The organism is Microbacterium sp. AC026 (assembly GCF_979258475.1).
Genome location: NZ_OZ409857.1, coordinates 3435512 through 3451441 on the forward strand (window position 1 = coordinate 3435512; position 15930 = coordinate 3451441).

15 protein-coding genes and 4 pseudogenes are annotated in these 15930 nt (G+C 68.6%); 11 read left to right on the forward strand and 8 right to left on the reverse strand.

Features of this window, described 5'->3' with window-relative positions:
* Window positions 1-29: 29 nt before the first annotated feature.
* A pseudogene (locus ACZZ93_RS17410) lies at window positions 30-1795 on the reverse strand (acetyl/propionyl/methylcrotonyl-CoA carboxylase subunit alpha).
* 78 nt (window positions 1796-1873) lie between these two features.
* The gene (locus tag ACZZ93_RS17415; protein WP_053099183.1) at window positions 1874-2512 is read right to left on the reverse strand and encodes a Maf family protein; all 639 of its coding nucleotides are present in this window, start codon (window positions 2510-2512) and stop codon (window positions 1874-1876) included.
* A 23-nt stretch (window positions 2513-2535) separates the two neighbouring features.
* On the opposite strand from ACZZ93_RS17415, the gene ACZZ93_RS17420 reads away from it, so the two are divergent.
* The 7 genes and pseudogenes from ACZZ93_RS17420 (at window position 2536) to ACZZ93_RS17450 (ending at window position 8189) form a co-directional block, all read left to right on the forward strand.
* Entirely contained in the window at window positions 2536-3477 is a 942-nt protein-coding gene (locus tag ACZZ93_RS17420) for a TRAM domain-containing protein (protein WP_463511650.1), read from the forward strand.
* Window positions 3474-3764: a hypothetical protein gene (locus tag ACZZ93_RS17425; protein ID WP_463511651.1), complete on the forward strand. Its 291-nt coding sequence runs from the start codon at window positions 3474-3476 to the stop codon at window positions 3762-3764. The genes ACZZ93_RS17420 and ACZZ93_RS17425 overlap by 4 nt, the downstream gene beginning before the upstream one ends.
* A 40-nt stretch (window positions 3765-3804) precedes the next feature.
* Window positions 3805-4467 (forward strand): response regulator transcription factor, encoded by a 663-nt coding sequence (locus tag ACZZ93_RS17430; protein ID WP_053096978.1) that lies wholly within the window; start codon window positions 3805-3807, stop codon window positions 4465-4467.
* A gap of 49 nt (window positions 4468-4516) precedes the next feature.
* The gene (locus ACZZ93_RS17435) at window positions 4517-5686 is read left to right on the forward strand and encodes a sensor histidine kinase (RefSeq protein ID WP_463511652.1); all 1170 of its coding nucleotides are present in this window, start codon (window positions 4517-4519) and stop codon (window positions 5684-5686) included.
* Window positions 5683-6693, forward strand: a complete 1011-nt coding sequence (locus ACZZ93_RS17440; protein WP_053096976.1) for a hypothetical protein — start codon at window positions 5683-5685, stop codon at window positions 6691-6693. Before ACZZ93_RS17435 ends, ACZZ93_RS17440 begins: the two co-directional genes overlap by 4 nt.
* Before the next feature lie 297 nt (window positions 6694-6990).
* Window positions 6991-7083, forward strand: a pseudogene (locus tag ACZZ93_RS17445) (hypothetical protein); the annotation flags it as partial.
* Window positions 7084-7478: 395 nt separating this feature from the next.
* On the forward strand, window positions 7479-8189 hold the full coding sequence (locus tag ACZZ93_RS17450; protein WP_463511653.1) for an ROK family protein: 711 nt from the start codon (window positions 7479-7481) through the stop codon (window positions 8187-8189).
* 197 nt (window positions 8190-8386) lie between these two features.
* On the opposite strand, the gene ACZZ93_RS17455 is transcribed toward ACZZ93_RS17450, so the two are convergent.
* The 6 genes and pseudogenes from ACZZ93_RS17455 to ACZZ93_RS17480 all read right to left on the reverse strand — a co-directional run bounded on the left by ACZZ93_RS17455 (window position 8387) and on the right by ACZZ93_RS17480 (window position 13333).
* Window positions 8387-8620: an acyl-CoA carboxylase subunit epsilon gene (locus tag ACZZ93_RS17455; protein ID WP_400342067.1), complete on the reverse strand. Its 234-nt coding sequence runs from the start codon at window positions 8618-8620 to the stop codon at window positions 8387-8389.
* Window positions 8617-10206 (reverse strand): acyl-CoA carboxylase subunit beta, encoded by a 1590-nt coding sequence (locus tag ACZZ93_RS17460; protein ID WP_372984169.1) that lies wholly within the window; start codon window positions 10204-10206, stop codon window positions 8617-8619. The genes ACZZ93_RS17455 and ACZZ93_RS17460 overlap by 4 nt, the downstream gene beginning before the upstream one ends.
* A 108-nt stretch (window positions 10207-10314) precedes the next feature.
* Window positions 10315-11288 (reverse strand): annotated as a pseudogene (locus tag ACZZ93_RS17465) (hypothetical protein).
* 80 nt (window positions 11289-11368) lie between these two features.
* The gene (locus tag ACZZ93_RS17470) at window positions 11369-12061 is read right to left on the reverse strand and encodes a phosphocholine cytidylyltransferase family protein (RefSeq protein ID WP_053096968.1); all 693 of its coding nucleotides are present in this window, start codon (window positions 12059-12061) and stop codon (window positions 11369-11371) included.
* 282 nt (window positions 12062-12343) lie between these two features.
* Window positions 12344-12910: a hypothetical protein gene (locus ACZZ93_RS17475; protein WP_463511654.1), complete on the reverse strand. Its 567-nt coding sequence runs from the start codon at window positions 12908-12910 to the stop codon at window positions 12344-12346.
* A gap of 81 nt (window positions 12911-12991) precedes the next feature.
* The gene (locus ACZZ93_RS17480; RefSeq protein WP_463511655.1) at window positions 12992-13333 is read right to left on the reverse strand and encodes a hypothetical protein; all 342 of its coding nucleotides are present in this window, start codon (window positions 13331-13333) and stop codon (window positions 12992-12994) included.
* Window positions 13334-13397: 64 nt separating this feature from the next.
* Here ACZZ93_RS17480 and ACZZ93_RS17485 point away from each other — a divergent pair.
* The 4 genes and pseudogenes from ACZZ93_RS17485 to ACZZ93_RS17500 all read left to right on the forward strand — a co-directional run.
* Window positions 13398-13748 (forward strand): annotated as a pseudogene (locus tag ACZZ93_RS17485) (ATP-binding cassette domain-containing protein); the annotation flags it as partial.
* A 206-nt stretch (window positions 13749-13954) separates the two neighbouring features.
* Window positions 13955-14080 carry a hypothetical protein gene (locus ACZZ93_RS17490; protein ID WP_463511656.1) on the forward strand — a complete coding sequence of 42 codons (126 nt, stop codon included), beginning with the start codon at window positions 13955-13957 and terminating at the stop codon, window positions 14078-14080.
* Window positions 14056-15621, forward strand: coding sequence for a hypothetical protein (locus ACZZ93_RS17495; RefSeq protein ID WP_463511657.1), 1566 nt, complete (start codon window positions 14056-14058; stop codon window positions 15619-15621). The genes ACZZ93_RS17490 and ACZZ93_RS17495 overlap by 25 nt, the downstream gene beginning before the upstream one ends.
* A gap of 40 nt (window positions 15622-15661) precedes the next feature.
* Complete coding sequence (locus ACZZ93_RS17500) at window positions 15662-15928, forward strand: DUF3039 domain-containing protein (RefSeq protein ID WP_053096965.1); 267 nt, start codon at window positions 15662-15664, stop codon at window positions 15926-15928.
* Window positions 15929-15930 lie beyond the last annotated feature (2 nt).

Here is a 15930-nt window from a genome sequence, read left to right on the forward strand (position 1 = left end):
CGGGGCGCCTTTCTCGTGTGCGAGGGCGGTCAGCTGATCGTGAGCAGCTGGTGTCCGGCCGAGACCGTCGCACCGGCGACGGCGCCGATGTTGCCGATCGTGCCGTCCTTGTGAGCCTGCAGCGGCTGCTCCATCTTCATCGCCTCGAGGACGACGACCAGATCGCCCTTGACGACCTGCTGCCCCTCTTCGACGGCGACCTTGACGACGGTCGCCTGCATCGGCGACTTGACGGCGTCTCCCGATGCGCCGGCGCTGACCGAGGTCGCGTGGCTGCGGCGGGACGGCGGAACTGCGGCCGGTCGTCCTGCGGTGCCGGCCGCCACCGCGACGCGATCGGGAAGGCTGACCTCGAGGCGCTTGCCGCCGACCTCGACCACGACGGTGTGCCGGTTCTCGCCGGCGGAGGGCGACTCGAGCTCGCCGTCCCAGGCGGGGATGTCGTTCTCGAACTCGGTCTCGATCCAGCGGGTGAAGATGCCGAACTCGCCGTTCTCGGCGGTGAACGCGGGGTCGTTCACGACCTTCCGGTGGAACGGGAGCACGGTGGGCAGACCTGCGACCTCGAACTCCTCGAGGGCGCGGCGCGAGCGCTCCAGGGCCTCGGCGCGGTCCTTGCCGGTGACGATGATCTTCGCGAGAAGCGAGTCGAAGGCGCCCGAGACCGAGTCGCCCGCGGTGACGCCGGAGTCGAGGCGGATGCCGGGTCCGCCGAAGGTCTTGAAGACGTGGATCGGACCCGGCTGCGGGAGGAACCCTCGACCGGGGTCCTCGCCGTTGATGCGGAACTCGATCGAGTGTCCGGTCGGCTTCGGGTCGTCGTAGTCGATCGTGCCGCCGGCGGCGATGCGGAACTGCTCGCGCACCAGGTCGATGCCGGTGACCTCCTCGGAGACGGGGTGCTCGACCTGCAGACGGGTGTTGACCTCGAGGAACGAGACGGTGCCGTCGGCGCCGATCAGGAACTCGCAGGTGCCTGCGCCCACGTAGCCGACCTCCTTGAGGATGGCCTTCGACGCGGAATAGAGCAGGTCGTTCTGCTCGTCCGTGAGGAACGGCGCGGGTGCCTCCTCGACGAGCTTCTGGTGGCGGCGCTGCAGCGAGCAGTCGCGCGTCGAGATGACGACGACGTTGCCCTCGGCATCCGCCAGGCACTGGGTCTCGACGTGCCGCGGCTTGTCGAGGTACTTCTCGACGAAGCACTCGCCGCGGCCGAAGGCGGTGACCGCCTCGCGCGTGGCGGATTCGAAGAGCTCCGCGACCTCGTCGAGCTCGCGGGCGACCTTCAGGCCGCGACCTCCGCCGCCGTACGCGGCTTTGATCGCGATCGGCAGACCGAACTCCTTCGCGAAGGCGACGACCTCGTCGGCTCCGGAGACGGGCCCCGGCGTTCCGGGAGCGAGCGGTGCGCCGACCTTCTCGGCGACGTGGCGGGCGGTGACCTTGTCGCCGAGCGCCTCGATGGCGTCGGGGAAGGCCCGATCCAGGTCATTCCCGCACCGATGACGGCGCGGGCGAATTCGGCGTTCTCGGCGAGGAAGCCGTACCCGGGGTGCACGGCGTCGGCGCCGGCGCGGCGGGCGACCGAGAGGATCTTCTCGATCTGCAGGTAGGTCTCGGCGCTCGTGGCGCCGCCGAGGGCATAGGCCTCGTCGGCGAGGCGGGTGTGCAGAGCGTCGCGGTCCTGGTCGGCGTACACGGCGACGGAGGCGATCCCCGAGTCGCGAGCGGCACGGATGATGCGGACGGCGATCTCGCCGCGGTTGGCGATGAGCACCTTGGCGATATCAGGCATGCTTGCCAGCCTAGCGAGAAGGCTCCCGTTCGCTTTGACGACTCTCCACAAGAAAGAGGCGGAAACGTCGACGAGACTCTACGACCAGAGGTCGGTCCACGTGACGCCGAGATCGGCGGCGAGGCGGCGCACGGTCGACAGCGACATCCCGACCACCGTCGACGGGTCGCCGTCGACGCGGGTGATGAAGGCGCCGCCCAGACTGTCGACCGTGAACGCACCGGCGACGAGCAGGGGCTCACCCGAGGCGACGTAGGCGGCGATCTCGGCATCCGTGACGTCATCGGCGAAGGTCACCGAAGCCTCGGCCGTGGCGGTGGCCTCGACCGGGTCGGTGCCCGGCGAGACACGGAAGACCGAGTGCCCCGAGTGCAGGATGCCGGTGGCCCCGCGCATCTCCTGCCAGCGTCTGGTCGCCTCCTCGGGCGTGTAGGGCTTGCCGTACACGCGCCCGCCGAGTTCGAACATCGAGTCTCCGCCGATCACGATGCCGTCGAACTCGCCGTCCGCAGAGAGGCGCTGCGCGACGTCCGCCGCCTTCGCCCGAGCGAGCAGGAGCACGAGGTCCGCCGGTGTCAGCTCCGCGCCCCGTTCGGCCGCGGCAGCGGCGGCGACCGCATCCTCATCCACTCCCGGCGACTGGGTCAGAGGCTCGATACCCGCCTGACGCAGCAGCATGAGGCGGGCGGGAGAGGTGGAGGCCAGGCAGACGCGCATGTTCACCACCGTATCCTCGAAGGATGACTTCCTCCCCAGTCCTGCTCGATCTGGACATCACCGGCATCGCGCACGGCGGCACGTTCATCGCCCGACACGAAGGCCGGGTCGTCTTCGTCTCCGACGCCATCCCCGGTGAGCGGGTCCGCGCGCGGCTCACCGAGGACTCCACGGGTGAGTCCAAGAGCTTCTGGCGTGCCGAGACTGTCGAGGTCCTGGACGCCTCGCCGCATCGTCGCCCGCACATCTGGGCGGAGGCCGACGTCTCCCGCGCGCCCGAGAACCGGCCGGGGGGCGCCGACCTGGGGCACATCGATCTCGCGCATCAGCGCGTGCTCAAGCGTCAGGTGCTCACCGAGGCGCTCGACCGTTTCGCCGGACCCGGTCTCGAGGCTCCCGAGATCGAGGCCGTGGACTCGACCGACGGAACCGGCTGGCGCTCCCGGGTGACCCTGCACGTCGACGACCAGGGGCGCGTCGGTCCCTACGCCGCTCGCAGCCACCGGGTGATCCCGGTCAGCTCCCACCCGCTCGCGCGTCCGGCGGTCGCACAGGCGGCCCTCCGTCTCGCGGGCGGCGAGGCGGGCAGCGTCGACCTGGTCGAACCGGGCGACGGCCAGGTGCGGGTCATCCGACGAGATCGCCTCGACGAGCGACCGGCCAGGGGCAGCACCGCCGCCCGGCGCCCGAAGTCGTCTACGAGCAGGTGGGCGATCGCCGGTTCCAGGTCGACGCCGGTGGATTCTGGCAGGTGCACCCGCGAGCCGCATCGGTGCTCGACGGCGCCGTCTACGGCATCCTCGACGGGCACGTCGATCCGGAGGCGACGCACTTCGACCTCTACGGAGGGGTCGGGCTCTTCGCCGCATCGCTCGCAGACCTCGGTGGCACCGACATCGTCACCGTCGAGTCCAGCAGGCGGGCGACGACTCACGCGCAGCAGAACCTCGCGCCCCTCGCCGTGAATGCCGTCACAGCACGGGTCGACCGCTATCTCGCCGGTCTCCCCTCCGACACGCGAGCAGGAGCGGTCGTACTCGATCCGCCTCGTGCCGGTGCCGGACGCGCGGTGGTCGATGCACTGAACTCTCTCGCCCCCGAGGCGATCGCCTACGTCGCCTGCGACCCTGTGGCGTTGGCGCGGGACCTCGGAACCTTCCGCGAACACGGGTGGAACGTGGGGACGCTGCGCGGCTTCGACCTGTTCGCGCACTCGCATCACTTCGAGGTCGTCGCGCTGCTCACCCGGTGATCGTGATCTGCGGGGGCTGAGTACTCAGTAGGCTGGGCGGATGAGCAGGGTCGCACTCATCGACGATCACGAATCCGTCCGCCTCGGTCTCGAGGCGGCGTGCGCTCGTGACGGAGAGCAGACCGTCGTCTTCTCCGGCAGCACCGTCGTGTCCTACCTCGAGTGGAGGTCGACGACGTCGTCGCAGCCTGCCGACGTGGTGGTGCTCGACCTCACCCTGGGAGACGGCACCACGGTGACCGAGAACGTCCGGTCTCTCGTCGCCGACGGCGCGAGCGTCGTGATCCACAGCGTCGCCGATCGACCGGCGGCTGTGCGCGAGGCGCTCGCTGCCGGTGCCGCCGGCGTCGTGAGCAAATCCTCTGCGCTGGACGACGTGCTCGACGCCATCCGCACCGTCGCGCAGGGCGAAGCGCTCAACAACGTCGAGTGGGCGAGCGCTGTCGACGGGGATCGCGATTTCGCGGACGCCCAGCTGTCGACACGCGAGCGGGAGGTGCTCCGGCTGTATGCCACCGGCCTGCCGCTGAAGGCCGTGGCCGAGCGCCTCGGCGTCGCGTACTCGACCGCCAAGGAGAACATCACCCGGATCCGGGTCAAGTACGTGGAGGTCGGGCGACCGGCCCCGACGAAGGTCGACCTTCTGCGGCGAGCGATGGAGGATGGGATCGTCGCCGCAGACGGGGCGCCGAGTGGCCGCTGACCCGCTCAGCATCCGGGAGGCATGGAGCAAGATCCCTTCGCCCGGCAGCGTGGAGACCGAGTTCGAGCGCTTCACCGGCAAACGCATGGAGCGCATCCTCGCCACGGTCGTCGCGATCGGATCGGGTGTTCTCGGCGCACAGGCACTGATCGCGGGGGTCACGACGACGGGATCGGATGCCGCGCGCATCACGATGCTGCTCGTGGTCTTCGTGCCGCTGATCGTCATGCTCGTCGCGTGCGTCATCGGACGTGGCGTCAGGACCGCGTCCGGCGCGTTCGCCATCGTGTACACACTCGCGCTCGCCGCCTGGCCGAGTCTGGTCGACCCTGTGGGCAGAGCCGCCGACCAGCCGTGGATCTTCTTCCTCGTCAACGTGGGCGTCGTGGCTGCGATGCTCGCCTTCCCTCTGTGGCTGCAGTTCGTCTGGGCGGTGTGCCTGCCGTTCGTCTACGGCTATGTCCGCCTCGTCGAGGGCGATTTCTCGCGAGACTTCTGGGTGACGACGGCGTTCGACGTGTCGTTCACCCTGATCCTCGGATGCGTCATCATCGCGTTGGGATGGATGTTCCGCTCGGTCGCCGCGGGTGTCGATGAGGCCCGGGCCCGAGCCGTCGCGTCGTACGCGGGCGCAGCGGCAGCCGCCGCAGCCGAGGAGGAGCGTGCGGCGATGTCGGCGCTCATGCACGACAGCGTCCTCGCAGCGCTGATCGCGGCGGAACGGGCCGAAGGCGATCGGGCGCAGGACCTCGCCGTGGGGATGGCCCGGGAGGCTCTCACCCGCCTGGCGAACACGGAGGCCGCGGTGGCCCAGGAGGGCAGCGACGAACCGGTGGGCGCCGCTCAGATCGTCGTCGAGCTCCGTCGTGCCCTGTCCGAGCTCGGGGCGGATGCGATCGTCGAGGAACGGGGAGGGATCGGCCTGATCCCCGGGCGCGCCGCGAGAGCACTCGTGCTCGCCGCCAGACAGGCGCTCGGCAACGCGGTCACCCATGCGGGTGGGCGCGGGCTGCACATTCTCGTCGAGGGCCGCGGTGACGAGGGGATCACGGTGACGATCACGGACACCGGCCCAGGATTCGATATCGGGGCGATCGGCGCCGACCGCCTCGGGATCAGAGCGTCGATCTTCGCACGGATGGCCGGGGTGGCGGGCACCGCCGAGATCGATTCGAGAGAGTGCGGCACCACCGTGACGCTGGGCTGGGAGCGGCCATGAATCGCACGGTGCGCAGTGTCGCGACGTCACTCGCGGTGGGCTTCGCGATGTACTTCGCTGCGAGAGGGGTGTGGTGGATCGAGCAGCCCTCCGCGCCGCTGCTGATGGTCGCGGCGATCGCGCTGTACCTCGTCGTCGTCAACGTCGCGATCCTCTGGGACTCGGCGATCTCGGTGCGGATGCCGCTCTGGGCGGCGCTGCTGACGCTGGTCTCGAGCGTCCTCATTCCGATTCTCGTGACGCTGTCACTCGATCCGCTGACACGCACGGCGCCGTTCGCCACCTGGTACATCGGTGCGCTCGGTCTGATGGGCGTGGTGTGCATCGTCCGGCGCCGCTTCGTGATCGGCTGGCTGGTGGTGCTCGTCCTCGTCGCCACATCGTCGGTGTATCTGGGTGTCTTCGTGGCGCTGTCCCTCGGCCTGGTGGGCTCGCTCGTGTGGGTCGCGATCGCTCACCTCCTGGTGATCTTCTGGGACAGAGCCGTCCGCGACACCGAGCGCCTCGCCGGCATCCAGCAGGCGGTGTCCGCCTGGCACGCGACCCAGCAGGTGCGCCAGAAGGAACGTCGTCTGCGCACGCAGTTCGCGCTGGCGGTCGCGGGGCCGGTGCTCAGTCGCACCGTCGCATCGCGTGGCGCGCTGAGCGAGGAGGAGCGTCTGCAGGCGCGTCTGGCGGAAGGTCGCCTGCGCGACGAGCTCCGGGGAGCCGATCTGCTCAACGATGCGGTGCGGGATGCGATCGAGGACGCGCGTCGCCGCGGTGCCGTCGTCACCGTCTTCGACGAGGGCGGCCTGGACGACGTCGATGAGGGACGACGCGCGATGATCCGCGACGAGCTCGCCCGGGTGCTGCGCGATGCGGATGCGGAGCGGTGGATCATCCGAGCGGCCAGGGATGCTCACACGGCCGTGACGGTGGTCGGCCGGGCCGGCGCCGGCGGGCAGAGCGACGACGATGCCGTCGACGTGTGGCACGAGATCCCGAGAGACGCTCCACGCCAGTGAGGCCCCTGTCCTCGGCTCTGGCCGGGGAGGGGGTCAGAGTCGAGGTCAGACAGAGTGGGCGAGGGGCGGCGAATCCGCCAGCCCCTCGCCATGCGGACCAGTTACCCGAAAACCGTCCGCTGGTGGCCGGTCTGCGTCTATCTACCCTGGGACAGAGAGACCAGCCGAACGCGAAGCGTCTTACTCAGTCTCATGGTTAGTCAAGTCGTTGTCTGTAGGTATTTTGGGGGACACGGGATCGACGCCGGTGCGAGATGATGAGGCATGGGAATGCGTCGCGGAACCAATCTCCCCCGCATGGGTGACTTCAACCAGTCCGTCATCCTCGAGGCCATCCGCCGGTCCGGAGAGGGACTCAGCCGGATCGAGCTCGTCGATGCGACCGGCCTCTCGGCGCAGACGATCACGAACATCACCCGTCGCCTTCTCGACGAGGGGCTGATCACCGAAGCAGGCCGGACCATCAACGGGCCCGGCAAGCCGCGAGTCACGCTGCGCCTGGTCGCGGAGAGTCGTTTCTCGGTCGGGGTGCATCTCGACCCGTCGGTGATCACCTTCGTGCTGCTGAACATGTCCGGTGCGGTGATCGCACGACGCGTCGTGCGCACGCAGGACCGCGACCCGCACCGCATCGTCGAGAGGATGGCGCAGACGATCGATGGCCTCGTCGACGAGGCCGGCATCGATCGCGCACTCGTCGCCGGGGTCGGCGTCGCTGCCCCCGGGCCGCTCGACGCGGCGAAGGGCACGGTGGTGGACCCCCGAAGCTCGACGGATGGCATCGGGTGCCGCTGCGTTCCGTTCTCGCAGAAGCGACGGGCTTCGAGGTCACGCTGGAGAAGGACACCACTGCCGCCGCAGTGGGGGAGCTGTGGACCGGCTCCGCGACAGCCGAGGACTCGTTCCTGTTCGTCTACCTCGGCACGGGGCTCGGAGCCGCCGCAGCGCGTGAGGGCGTCGTGGTCACAGGCAGCACCCACAACTTCGGCGAGATCGGCCACATCATGGTCGACCCAGACGGGCCGCCCTGCGCGTGCGGCTCGCGAGGATGCGTCGAAGTGGTATGCACCCCGCAGGCGATCGTCGAGCAGGCGGAGGCGGCCGGGGTGTTCCGCGATGAGCCGGATGACCGAGGTGCGCGCGGAGTGGAGGAGCGGTTCGCCCGTCTGTGCGAGCTCGCTTCCGCGGGCGAGATCCGGGCGCTGGGCGTTCTGCGTCGCTCTGCCGAACATCTCGCAGTGCTGATCTCGGTGCTCACGAACATCCTCGATGTCGATCGTGTGGTGCTCGGCGGGCCGTTCTGCGCCCCTCTGTCCGAGGTCTATCTGCGCGAGATCCCGGAGCAGTTGAACCGTCGCAGTGCGACGAGGTCGGTTCGGGCCTTGCGCGTCGACAGCGCGGTGGTGGGAGAGGATGTCGGTGCCGTGGGAGCCGCCTGCGTCGTGCTCGACGCGGTGCTCACGCCTCGAGCATCCGACCTCTACCTCGAGGATTGAACGGCGCCATCAATTCGCATACCGGTATATCGGTTGGAGCGCCCTCAGTGATTACTCCAGTCGATGTATTATCGAAGAGATGCGCCGTCTGGGGTTTACAGGTGCCAGGGGCGACGGCCCCGCATCAATCGGAGGGTCGTCTGCGTGGCCCGGTAGCTGGGGGCTCCGGGTCTCGCAGACTCTCCGATGCGAGGGGGTCAGCGCGCGAAGCGGCCCCACGGGATGTCTCGTCGCAGTCCGCGTCGCAGCGGTCGCTGGGTGCGGGCCCACGCCGACACGCGAGGCTCCTCGGCCACGGCATCCGCCGCCTCCTGCGAGTAGGCGTCGCTCACCACGGCGATGAGAGCGGCGAGCTCCTCTTCGGTCGCAACGCCCCGGGTGATCTCCATCGTCGGGAGCTGGCGCTCGTCCGACGTCGCGGGCTCGGTCACAGCGGGATGTTCCCGTGCTTCTTGGGGGGCAGCTCGGCGCGCTTCCCGCGGAGGGCTCGGAGCGCCTTGGCGATCGAGACTCGGGTGTTCGCCGGTTCGATGATGCCGTCGATCTCGCCGCGTTCGGCGGCGAGGAACGGCGAGGTCACGCTGTAGGTGTACTCGTTCGCGAGCCGCGTGCGCACGGCGGCGACGTCCTCGCCGGCCTCTTCGGCACGCTTGATCTCGCCGCGGTAGAGGATGTTGACCGCACCCTGGCCGCCCATCACGGCGATCTCCGCCGTCGGCCAGGCGAGGTTGACATCGGCGCCCAGCTGCTTCGATCCCATCACGATGTAGGCGCCGCCGTAGGCCTTGCGCAGGATGACCGTGACCAGCGGCACGGTCGCTTCCGCGTAGGCGTAGATGAGCTTGGCGCCGCGGCGGATCACGCCGGTCCACTCCTGATCGGTACCGGGGAGATACCCGGGCACGTCGACGAGCGTGACGATAGGGATCGAGAACGCGTCGCAGAACCGCACGAATCGGCTGGCCTTCTCACCCGCCTCGATGTTGAGCGTTCCGGCCATCTGGGACGGCTGGTTGGCGATGATCCCGACCGAGCGCCCTTCGACCCGGCCGAAGCCGATCACGATGTTCGGCGCGAAAAGCGGCTGGACCTCGATGAAGTCTCCCGCGTCGACGACGTGCTCGATGACCGTGTGGATGTCGTACGGCTGATTGGGGGAGTCGGGGATGATCGTGTTCAGAGAGCGATCGGCATCCGTGGTCTCCCACTCGAAGCCGCTCTCGTACGCGGGGATCTCCGCCATGTTGTTGTCGGGGAGGAAGCCGAGGAGCGTGCGGGCGTAGTCGATCGCGTCGTCCTCGTCCTCGGCGAGGTAGTGCGCGACACCCGAGCGAGTGTTGTGCGTGAGGGCTCCTCCGAGCTCCTCCATGCCGACGTCCTCGCCGGTGACCGTCTTGATGACGTCCGGACCGGTCACGAACATCTGGCTGGTCTTGTCGACCATGATCACGAAGTCCGTCAGAGCGGGGCCGTAGACGGCTCCACCGGCGGCCGGGCCCATGATGATCGAGATCTGCGGGATGACCCCCGACGACCGAGTGTTCAGGCGGAAGATCTCGCCGTACTTGCTGAGGGCGAGCACGCCCTCCTGGATCCGGGCTCCGCCGGAGTCGAGGATGCCGATGATCGGCATACCGCCCGACAGCGCGAACTCCATGATCTTGATGATCTTGTCGCCGGAGACCTCGCCGAGAGATCCGCCGAACGTGGTGAAGTCCTGCGAGTACACCGCGACCGTGCGGCCGTGGATCGTGCCCACACCCGTCACGACGGAATCGCCGTAGGGCCGGTTGCGATCCATGCCGAACGCGGTGGTGCGATGGCGCACGTACTCGTCGAACTCGACGAAGCTTCCGGGGTCGACGAGCAGTTCGATGCGCTCGCGGGCGGTCATCTTGCCCTTGGCGTGCTGCTTCTCCTGCGCGACCTTCTCGGCGTCGACAACGGCTTCGTTGTAGCGAGCGCGGAGGTCTGCGATTCTGCCGGCGGTGGTCGAGAGTTCGGGCTTGTCCGTCACGGATTCCACCCTATCGTCGCGGTGGCCCCGTCCGTTGGATGCTCGCTACAACGGGTCGTCAGATCCTTTGGCGGCTCTCGTGAACCCCGCGTGTCCCGAGGGCGGCCGTCACTCGCGGTGTTCGGCACCGAGCGTGCCCGGCAGGTCGTGGGTGCCGGCCTGCTCGATCTCGCCGACGTCCTTGTTGCGGCCACGTCCGACCGACGCGATCTTGCGTCCCGCCCAGCCGACGCCGCGGACCGCCGATCCGGCCGCTCCGGCCACGGCGCCCCCGACGAACTGGGCACCGTGCAGCATTCGCAGCTCCATCTTCTCTGCGCCGGCGACGGGCTCCAGCTCGAGCGGCATGTCCAGAGGTGCCGCTCCGAATGCGTGGTGCGACGTCGTCAGCACGCGGCGTCCGAGAATGTGGTTGCCCGCGCCTCCGACGGCCGCGCCGACGCCGAACGGCAGTGCCTTCCCGATGAACGAGGCACCGCCCTTCGCCGCGAACTGCTTCACGAACATGCTCTTCAGTCGATCCACGAGGGGGCCGACGGCAGCGCGCGGCAACGACTTCGTCACCATCTCGCCCCAGTACGACGACCTCGAGCCGCCGCGGCCGGTGGCCTCGCCTGCCAGCTGTCCGACGAGGGCCACGCCCTCCTTGCCGAGCATGAGGGTCATCACCAGCGCGCGAGCCCGGTCGGGGTTCGACACCGCGATGCCATGGACCTCTGCGACGGACTGCGCGAAGAGCGCCGTCGATTCGACGAAGCCCACCGTCTCGACTCCGGAGAGGGCGAGCGTGATGCCGGTGCCGATCCCCGGCACGACGGCGGTCGCTCCGACCGCCGCGCCGCCCGTGGTCACCGCCGCGAGATAGCGCCGCTCGAGGATGCGGATGATCTGCTCGGGCGAAGCGTGCGGGTTGCGCAGGCGGATGCTGCGGATGTGCGCCAGCACGAGCGGGCGCTGGATTGCGAGAACGCGGTCCAGCCCGCGGACCATCAGCGGATGCTCGGCCGAGCCGACGGGCGGCACCCCCTGTCCCACGCGGCGTCGTCGGGGAGGGAGTGGATCTTGTGCACCTTGGGGGCCATGGATCGATCCTAGGAAGCCAGGCCGCGAAAAAGCCGAAAGCCCGGCTCCCTTGACGGGGCCGGGCTTTCGTGGAAGGCGATCAGACGAACAGGTTCGCCCGCTCGAGGTCCTCGGCGAAGTCGACCTCGACCGCGTAGAGATCGGAGACGTCCATCGGCTCGAGGAGCAGGCCGTCTTCGGCGATCGCGAGCTCGAGGCCGCGCTCGAAGTAGTCCTGGTCTTCGACGCGCTGCAATTGGCGCATGAACGCCTTCTTGTCTGCGGAGGAGATGTAGTTGATGCCCACAGCCTCACCGAGACCGCCCTTGACGGTCTTCGACAGCTCATTGATGAAGCCCTCGGCCGTGACCGTGTACTTCACCTCCTCGTCGCTGACTTTGGAGGTGTTCACCGTGACGAAGGACTGGTCGCGCTCGATGTAGGCCGCAGCGCGGCCCAGGATCATCGGGTCGAACACCACGTCGCCGTTCATCCAGAGCACGCCCGACTTGCCGGTGGCGCCGAGAGCGCGCAACAGGCTCTTCGACGTGTTGGTCTCGTCGTAGCGCTCGTTGTGCACGTAATTGACGTTCGGGAACGCCTCGATGATGGTCTCTGCGCGGTACCCGACGACGGCGGTGATGCGGGCGTCCGATCCGAAGGCGGCGCGGATGTTGTCGTGCTGCTGGCGCATGATCGTGCGGCCGTCGCTCAACTCCGTGAGCGGCTTCGGCAGCGCGCGGCCGAGGCGTGAGCCCATGCCTGCTGCGAGGATGACGGTCTGAAGAGTCACGAGTGCTCCTAAATGAAGTATGTGTTCATGGTCGGTTCACCGACCGGACACTTCTTCGTGCCGAGAGCCATGCTAGCGATCCCGCCTGAGAACCCGCGGGGGTTGACATCGCTGTGGCCAATTCGTGATCCAGTACACACCCAACACTCAGATTCGTCCAGATCCGGAGTGAAATGTCCAACGGGTTCACCAGGTCGGCGAAATGTTGCGGTGACCCGAAGAAATCCTGCCCCCGTTGATACCGTAGGACGGTGACTGCTTCTTCCCCGACGATCCCGCTGCTCAGGCGGTCGACGCCACGCCCGCCGCCCCGAAGAAGACTTCCGCTCGCGCGACGCCTGCCAAGAAGACGGGTGGAGCGCGCGTTCCCTCCAAAGCTGCGGCGGACAAGGCCGCGGTCACCGTCGAGGTGGTCGCCGAACCGGCGCTGAAGATCGACCGGACCACCGAGAGCGGCGCTCCGCGATCGGCGGCATCGAAGAAGACCACCGCCGCTCGCACGACTGCCGCCAAGAACGCGACCCGCGACACGACCGCCCGCGCGGCTGGGGCGAAGACGTCATCGGCGCGATCCGCCGCTGCCAAGACCACCGCTGCGAGGACCACCGCCGCGAAGACGGCTGCGGCGAAGACCGCTGCTGCGAAGACCTCAGCCGCGCAGGGATCCACTCCGGCCGCCAGGGCGGCCGCGGCGAAGACGGTCGCCGCCAAGGCTGCGGTGGAGAAGAGCGCGTCGGCGAAGTCCGCAGCACGCACTTCCGCGGCGAAGACCACGGCGGCCAAGGCCGCGGCCGCGAAGTCCGCTGCGGCGAAGACAGCTGCCGCGAAGGCTGCTGCGGCCAGGGCCAAGGCCGAGGCCGAGGCCGAGGCGGACGCTCAGGTCGAGAGCGAAGCGGCGATCGAGATCGAGATGCCGGCTCCTGCCCACGTTCAGGGAGACGAGCCTGAGGCTGCAGCCGAGGGGGCGAAGACAGATCTGCCCGCTCCGGCGGAGGAGACCCCTATGAACGACGCCGCACCGGTTGTCGACGCGACGCCGGTCGACGACGCCACGCCGGTCGACGACGCCACGCCGGTCGACGACGCGACGGCGGACGACGACGCCACGCCGGTCGACGACGCGACGGCGGACGTCGCCGACGCCACCGCGTCTGCAGAATCGGCATCCGCCGACGAGAGCACGACATCCGAGGTCTCCGAGCCGGTGTCCGATGCGGACGCGACCGAGGAGGCTGTCACCGGAGTCGAGGCGGCGTCCGGTGCGGAGGCCATCCGCATCCGAGGCCTCGTCAAGAACTTCGGGGATCACACTGCGGTCAACGGCATCGACCTGACGGTGCCTGCAGGTTCGTTCTACGGCATCGTCGGTCCCAACGGCGCCGGCAAGACGACGACCCTGTCCATCGTCGCCGGGCTGCTGCGCGCCGATGCAGGCGACATCGTGATCTGCGGCATCGATCAGTCGGCGAAGCCTCTTGCCGCGAAACGCATGATGGGTGTGCTGCCCGACCGGCTCCGCACGTTCGATCGACTCACCGGGCGGCAGCTGCTCTACTACTACGGGCTCCTGCGGGGGCTCGCCTCGGCGGTCATCGAGAAGCGCGTCGCCGATCTCGCGCGCGCGTTCGATCTCGGAGAGGCGCTCAATCGCGTCGTCTCCGACTATTCGGCCGGTATGACCAAGAAGATCATGCTCGCGGGCGCCATGATCCACTCGCCGAGGGTCCTGGTGCTCGATGAGCCGTTCGAGGCCGTCGATCCGGTGTCCTCCGCGGTCATCCTCGACATTCTGCGCGCCTATGTCGCGCACGGCGGAACGGTGGTGCTCTCGAGTCACGGGATGGATCTCGTCGAGCGGGTCTGCTCGCGCGTCGCGATCATCGTCGGGGAGAAGTGCTCGCCGAGGGCACCATCGACGAGGTCCGCGCAGGCCAGACGCTCGAAGCGCGGTTCGTCGAGCTGTCCGGTGGCATCGGCGAGGTGGAGGGGCTCGAGTGGCTGCACACGTTCTCCGACTGAGGGCCGCGCTCCTGATCGGATCGCTCCGCGGCGAACGTCGGGTGCGGACGCTCGTCATGCTCGCCGTCGTGGCGATTCTCACGGGTGTGGTCTGCGCGGCGATCCTCAGCCTCGACGACGCACCCGTGGCTGTCGCGCGCACGGTCATCGTCCTCGGCAGCGCGGCACTGCTCCTGGGATTCCTGGTGGGTCCCATCCTCGTGGGTGCCGTGGATCAGCTCGATCCCCGCAGATTCGCCGTGTTCGGGGTCGACGAGCGGCAGATGCCATGGATCCTCGCGCTCGCCTCACTGGTCAGCGTTCCCAGCCTGGCTCTCATCGCTGTGAACATCAGCGTGTGCATCGTGGCGATCAGGCTCGGAGCGCTGTGGTTCATCGCGGTGCTGATGAGCGTCGTCTGCCTGTTCTCGACGGTGCTTGCGGCGCGTATCGGCATGGCGGTGAACGCGCTGCTGCTACCGGAGCGTCGATCGCGCGAGCTCACCGCCCTCTTCGCGCTGGCCGTGATCGTGATCGCATTCCCCGTGGCCGTGTTCCTCGCCTCGCTCAAGTGGGACGGGCAGGTCCCCGCCGCAGTGGGGGCACTGACGGCGACGATCGGGTTCACCCCTTTCGCCGCATCGTCGAGGTTCCTGTTCTCGTTCGCGACGGATGACGATGCCGGCAACTGGATCAGCGGGATCGTGGCCCTCCTCACCGCGGTGGTGCTCTGGGCGGTGTGGTCGTGGCTGGTTCGCAGACTGCTCACCACGACCGAGCGTCCTGTGGCCTCTCGCGAGCGCTCCGGTCTCGGCTGGTTCGGCCTGCTTCCGTCGAACGCCTTCGGTGCGATCGCGTCTCGCAGCCTCGTCTACTGGCTGCGTGACCGCCGCTACATCATGAATCTCATCGTGGTCCCGATCGCCGGCGTGCTGTCCGTCCTGCCACTCCTCGTCGCGGGCGTGCCGCTCGAGATCGCCGCTCTCGTGCCCGTTCCGGTGATGGCCCTGTTCTTCGGCTGGCTGCCGCACAACGATGTCGCCTACGACTCCACCGCACTGTGGACGCACGTGGCGAGCGGCGTGCGCGGCATCCCCGATCGTCTGGGCCGACTCGTCCCGGTGATGCTCGTGGCCGTTCCCGTGCTCGCGATCGCTGTGCCTCTCACGATGCTCTGGATCGATGATTGGCGTCTCCTTCTGCCCCTCACCGGCCTCGGGGCCAGCCTGCTGCTGTCGGCGCTCGGCTTCTCGAGCATCGTCTCTGTGATCGCGCCGTACGCCGTGTCGCGTCCCGGAGACAGCCCGTTCCAGCAGCCTCAGCGGCCGACGTCGCGTGGCGCGTACGGTCCTGCTGCGGCATTCCTCGGAGCGATCCTCGTGAGCGTGCCGACCATCTGGCTGCTCGTGCTCACGATGCTCGAGGGATCGCAGTTCGCCCCCGCGACGTTCTGGGCCGGACTCGCGACAGGGGTGGCGCTCTTCGCGATCGGTGTCGGCGTCGGCGGGCGGATCTTCGAGCATGAGGGCGAGCGACTGATGGAGTTCGTCGAGACCGCGTGACGACCGCCCAACCGGGTGCGTCCGAGGCTAGACTCTCGGCATGAGTACTCCGCTGGACAGCCCCGATCAGGGCGGCGTGGCAACGCTTGATCGCGAACTGGAAGAACTCCTCCGCGAGGAGAATGTCGAGCCGGGCGACCACGAGCGCTTCTCTCATTACGTCAAGAAGGACAAGATCCTCGAATCGGCGATCACCGGCAAGCCGGTGCGTGCGCTGTGCGGCAAGAAGTGGACGCCGGGCCGTGATCCGGAGAAGTTCCCGATCTGCCCCACGTGCAAGGAGATCTACGAATCGATGGTCGGCTGAGC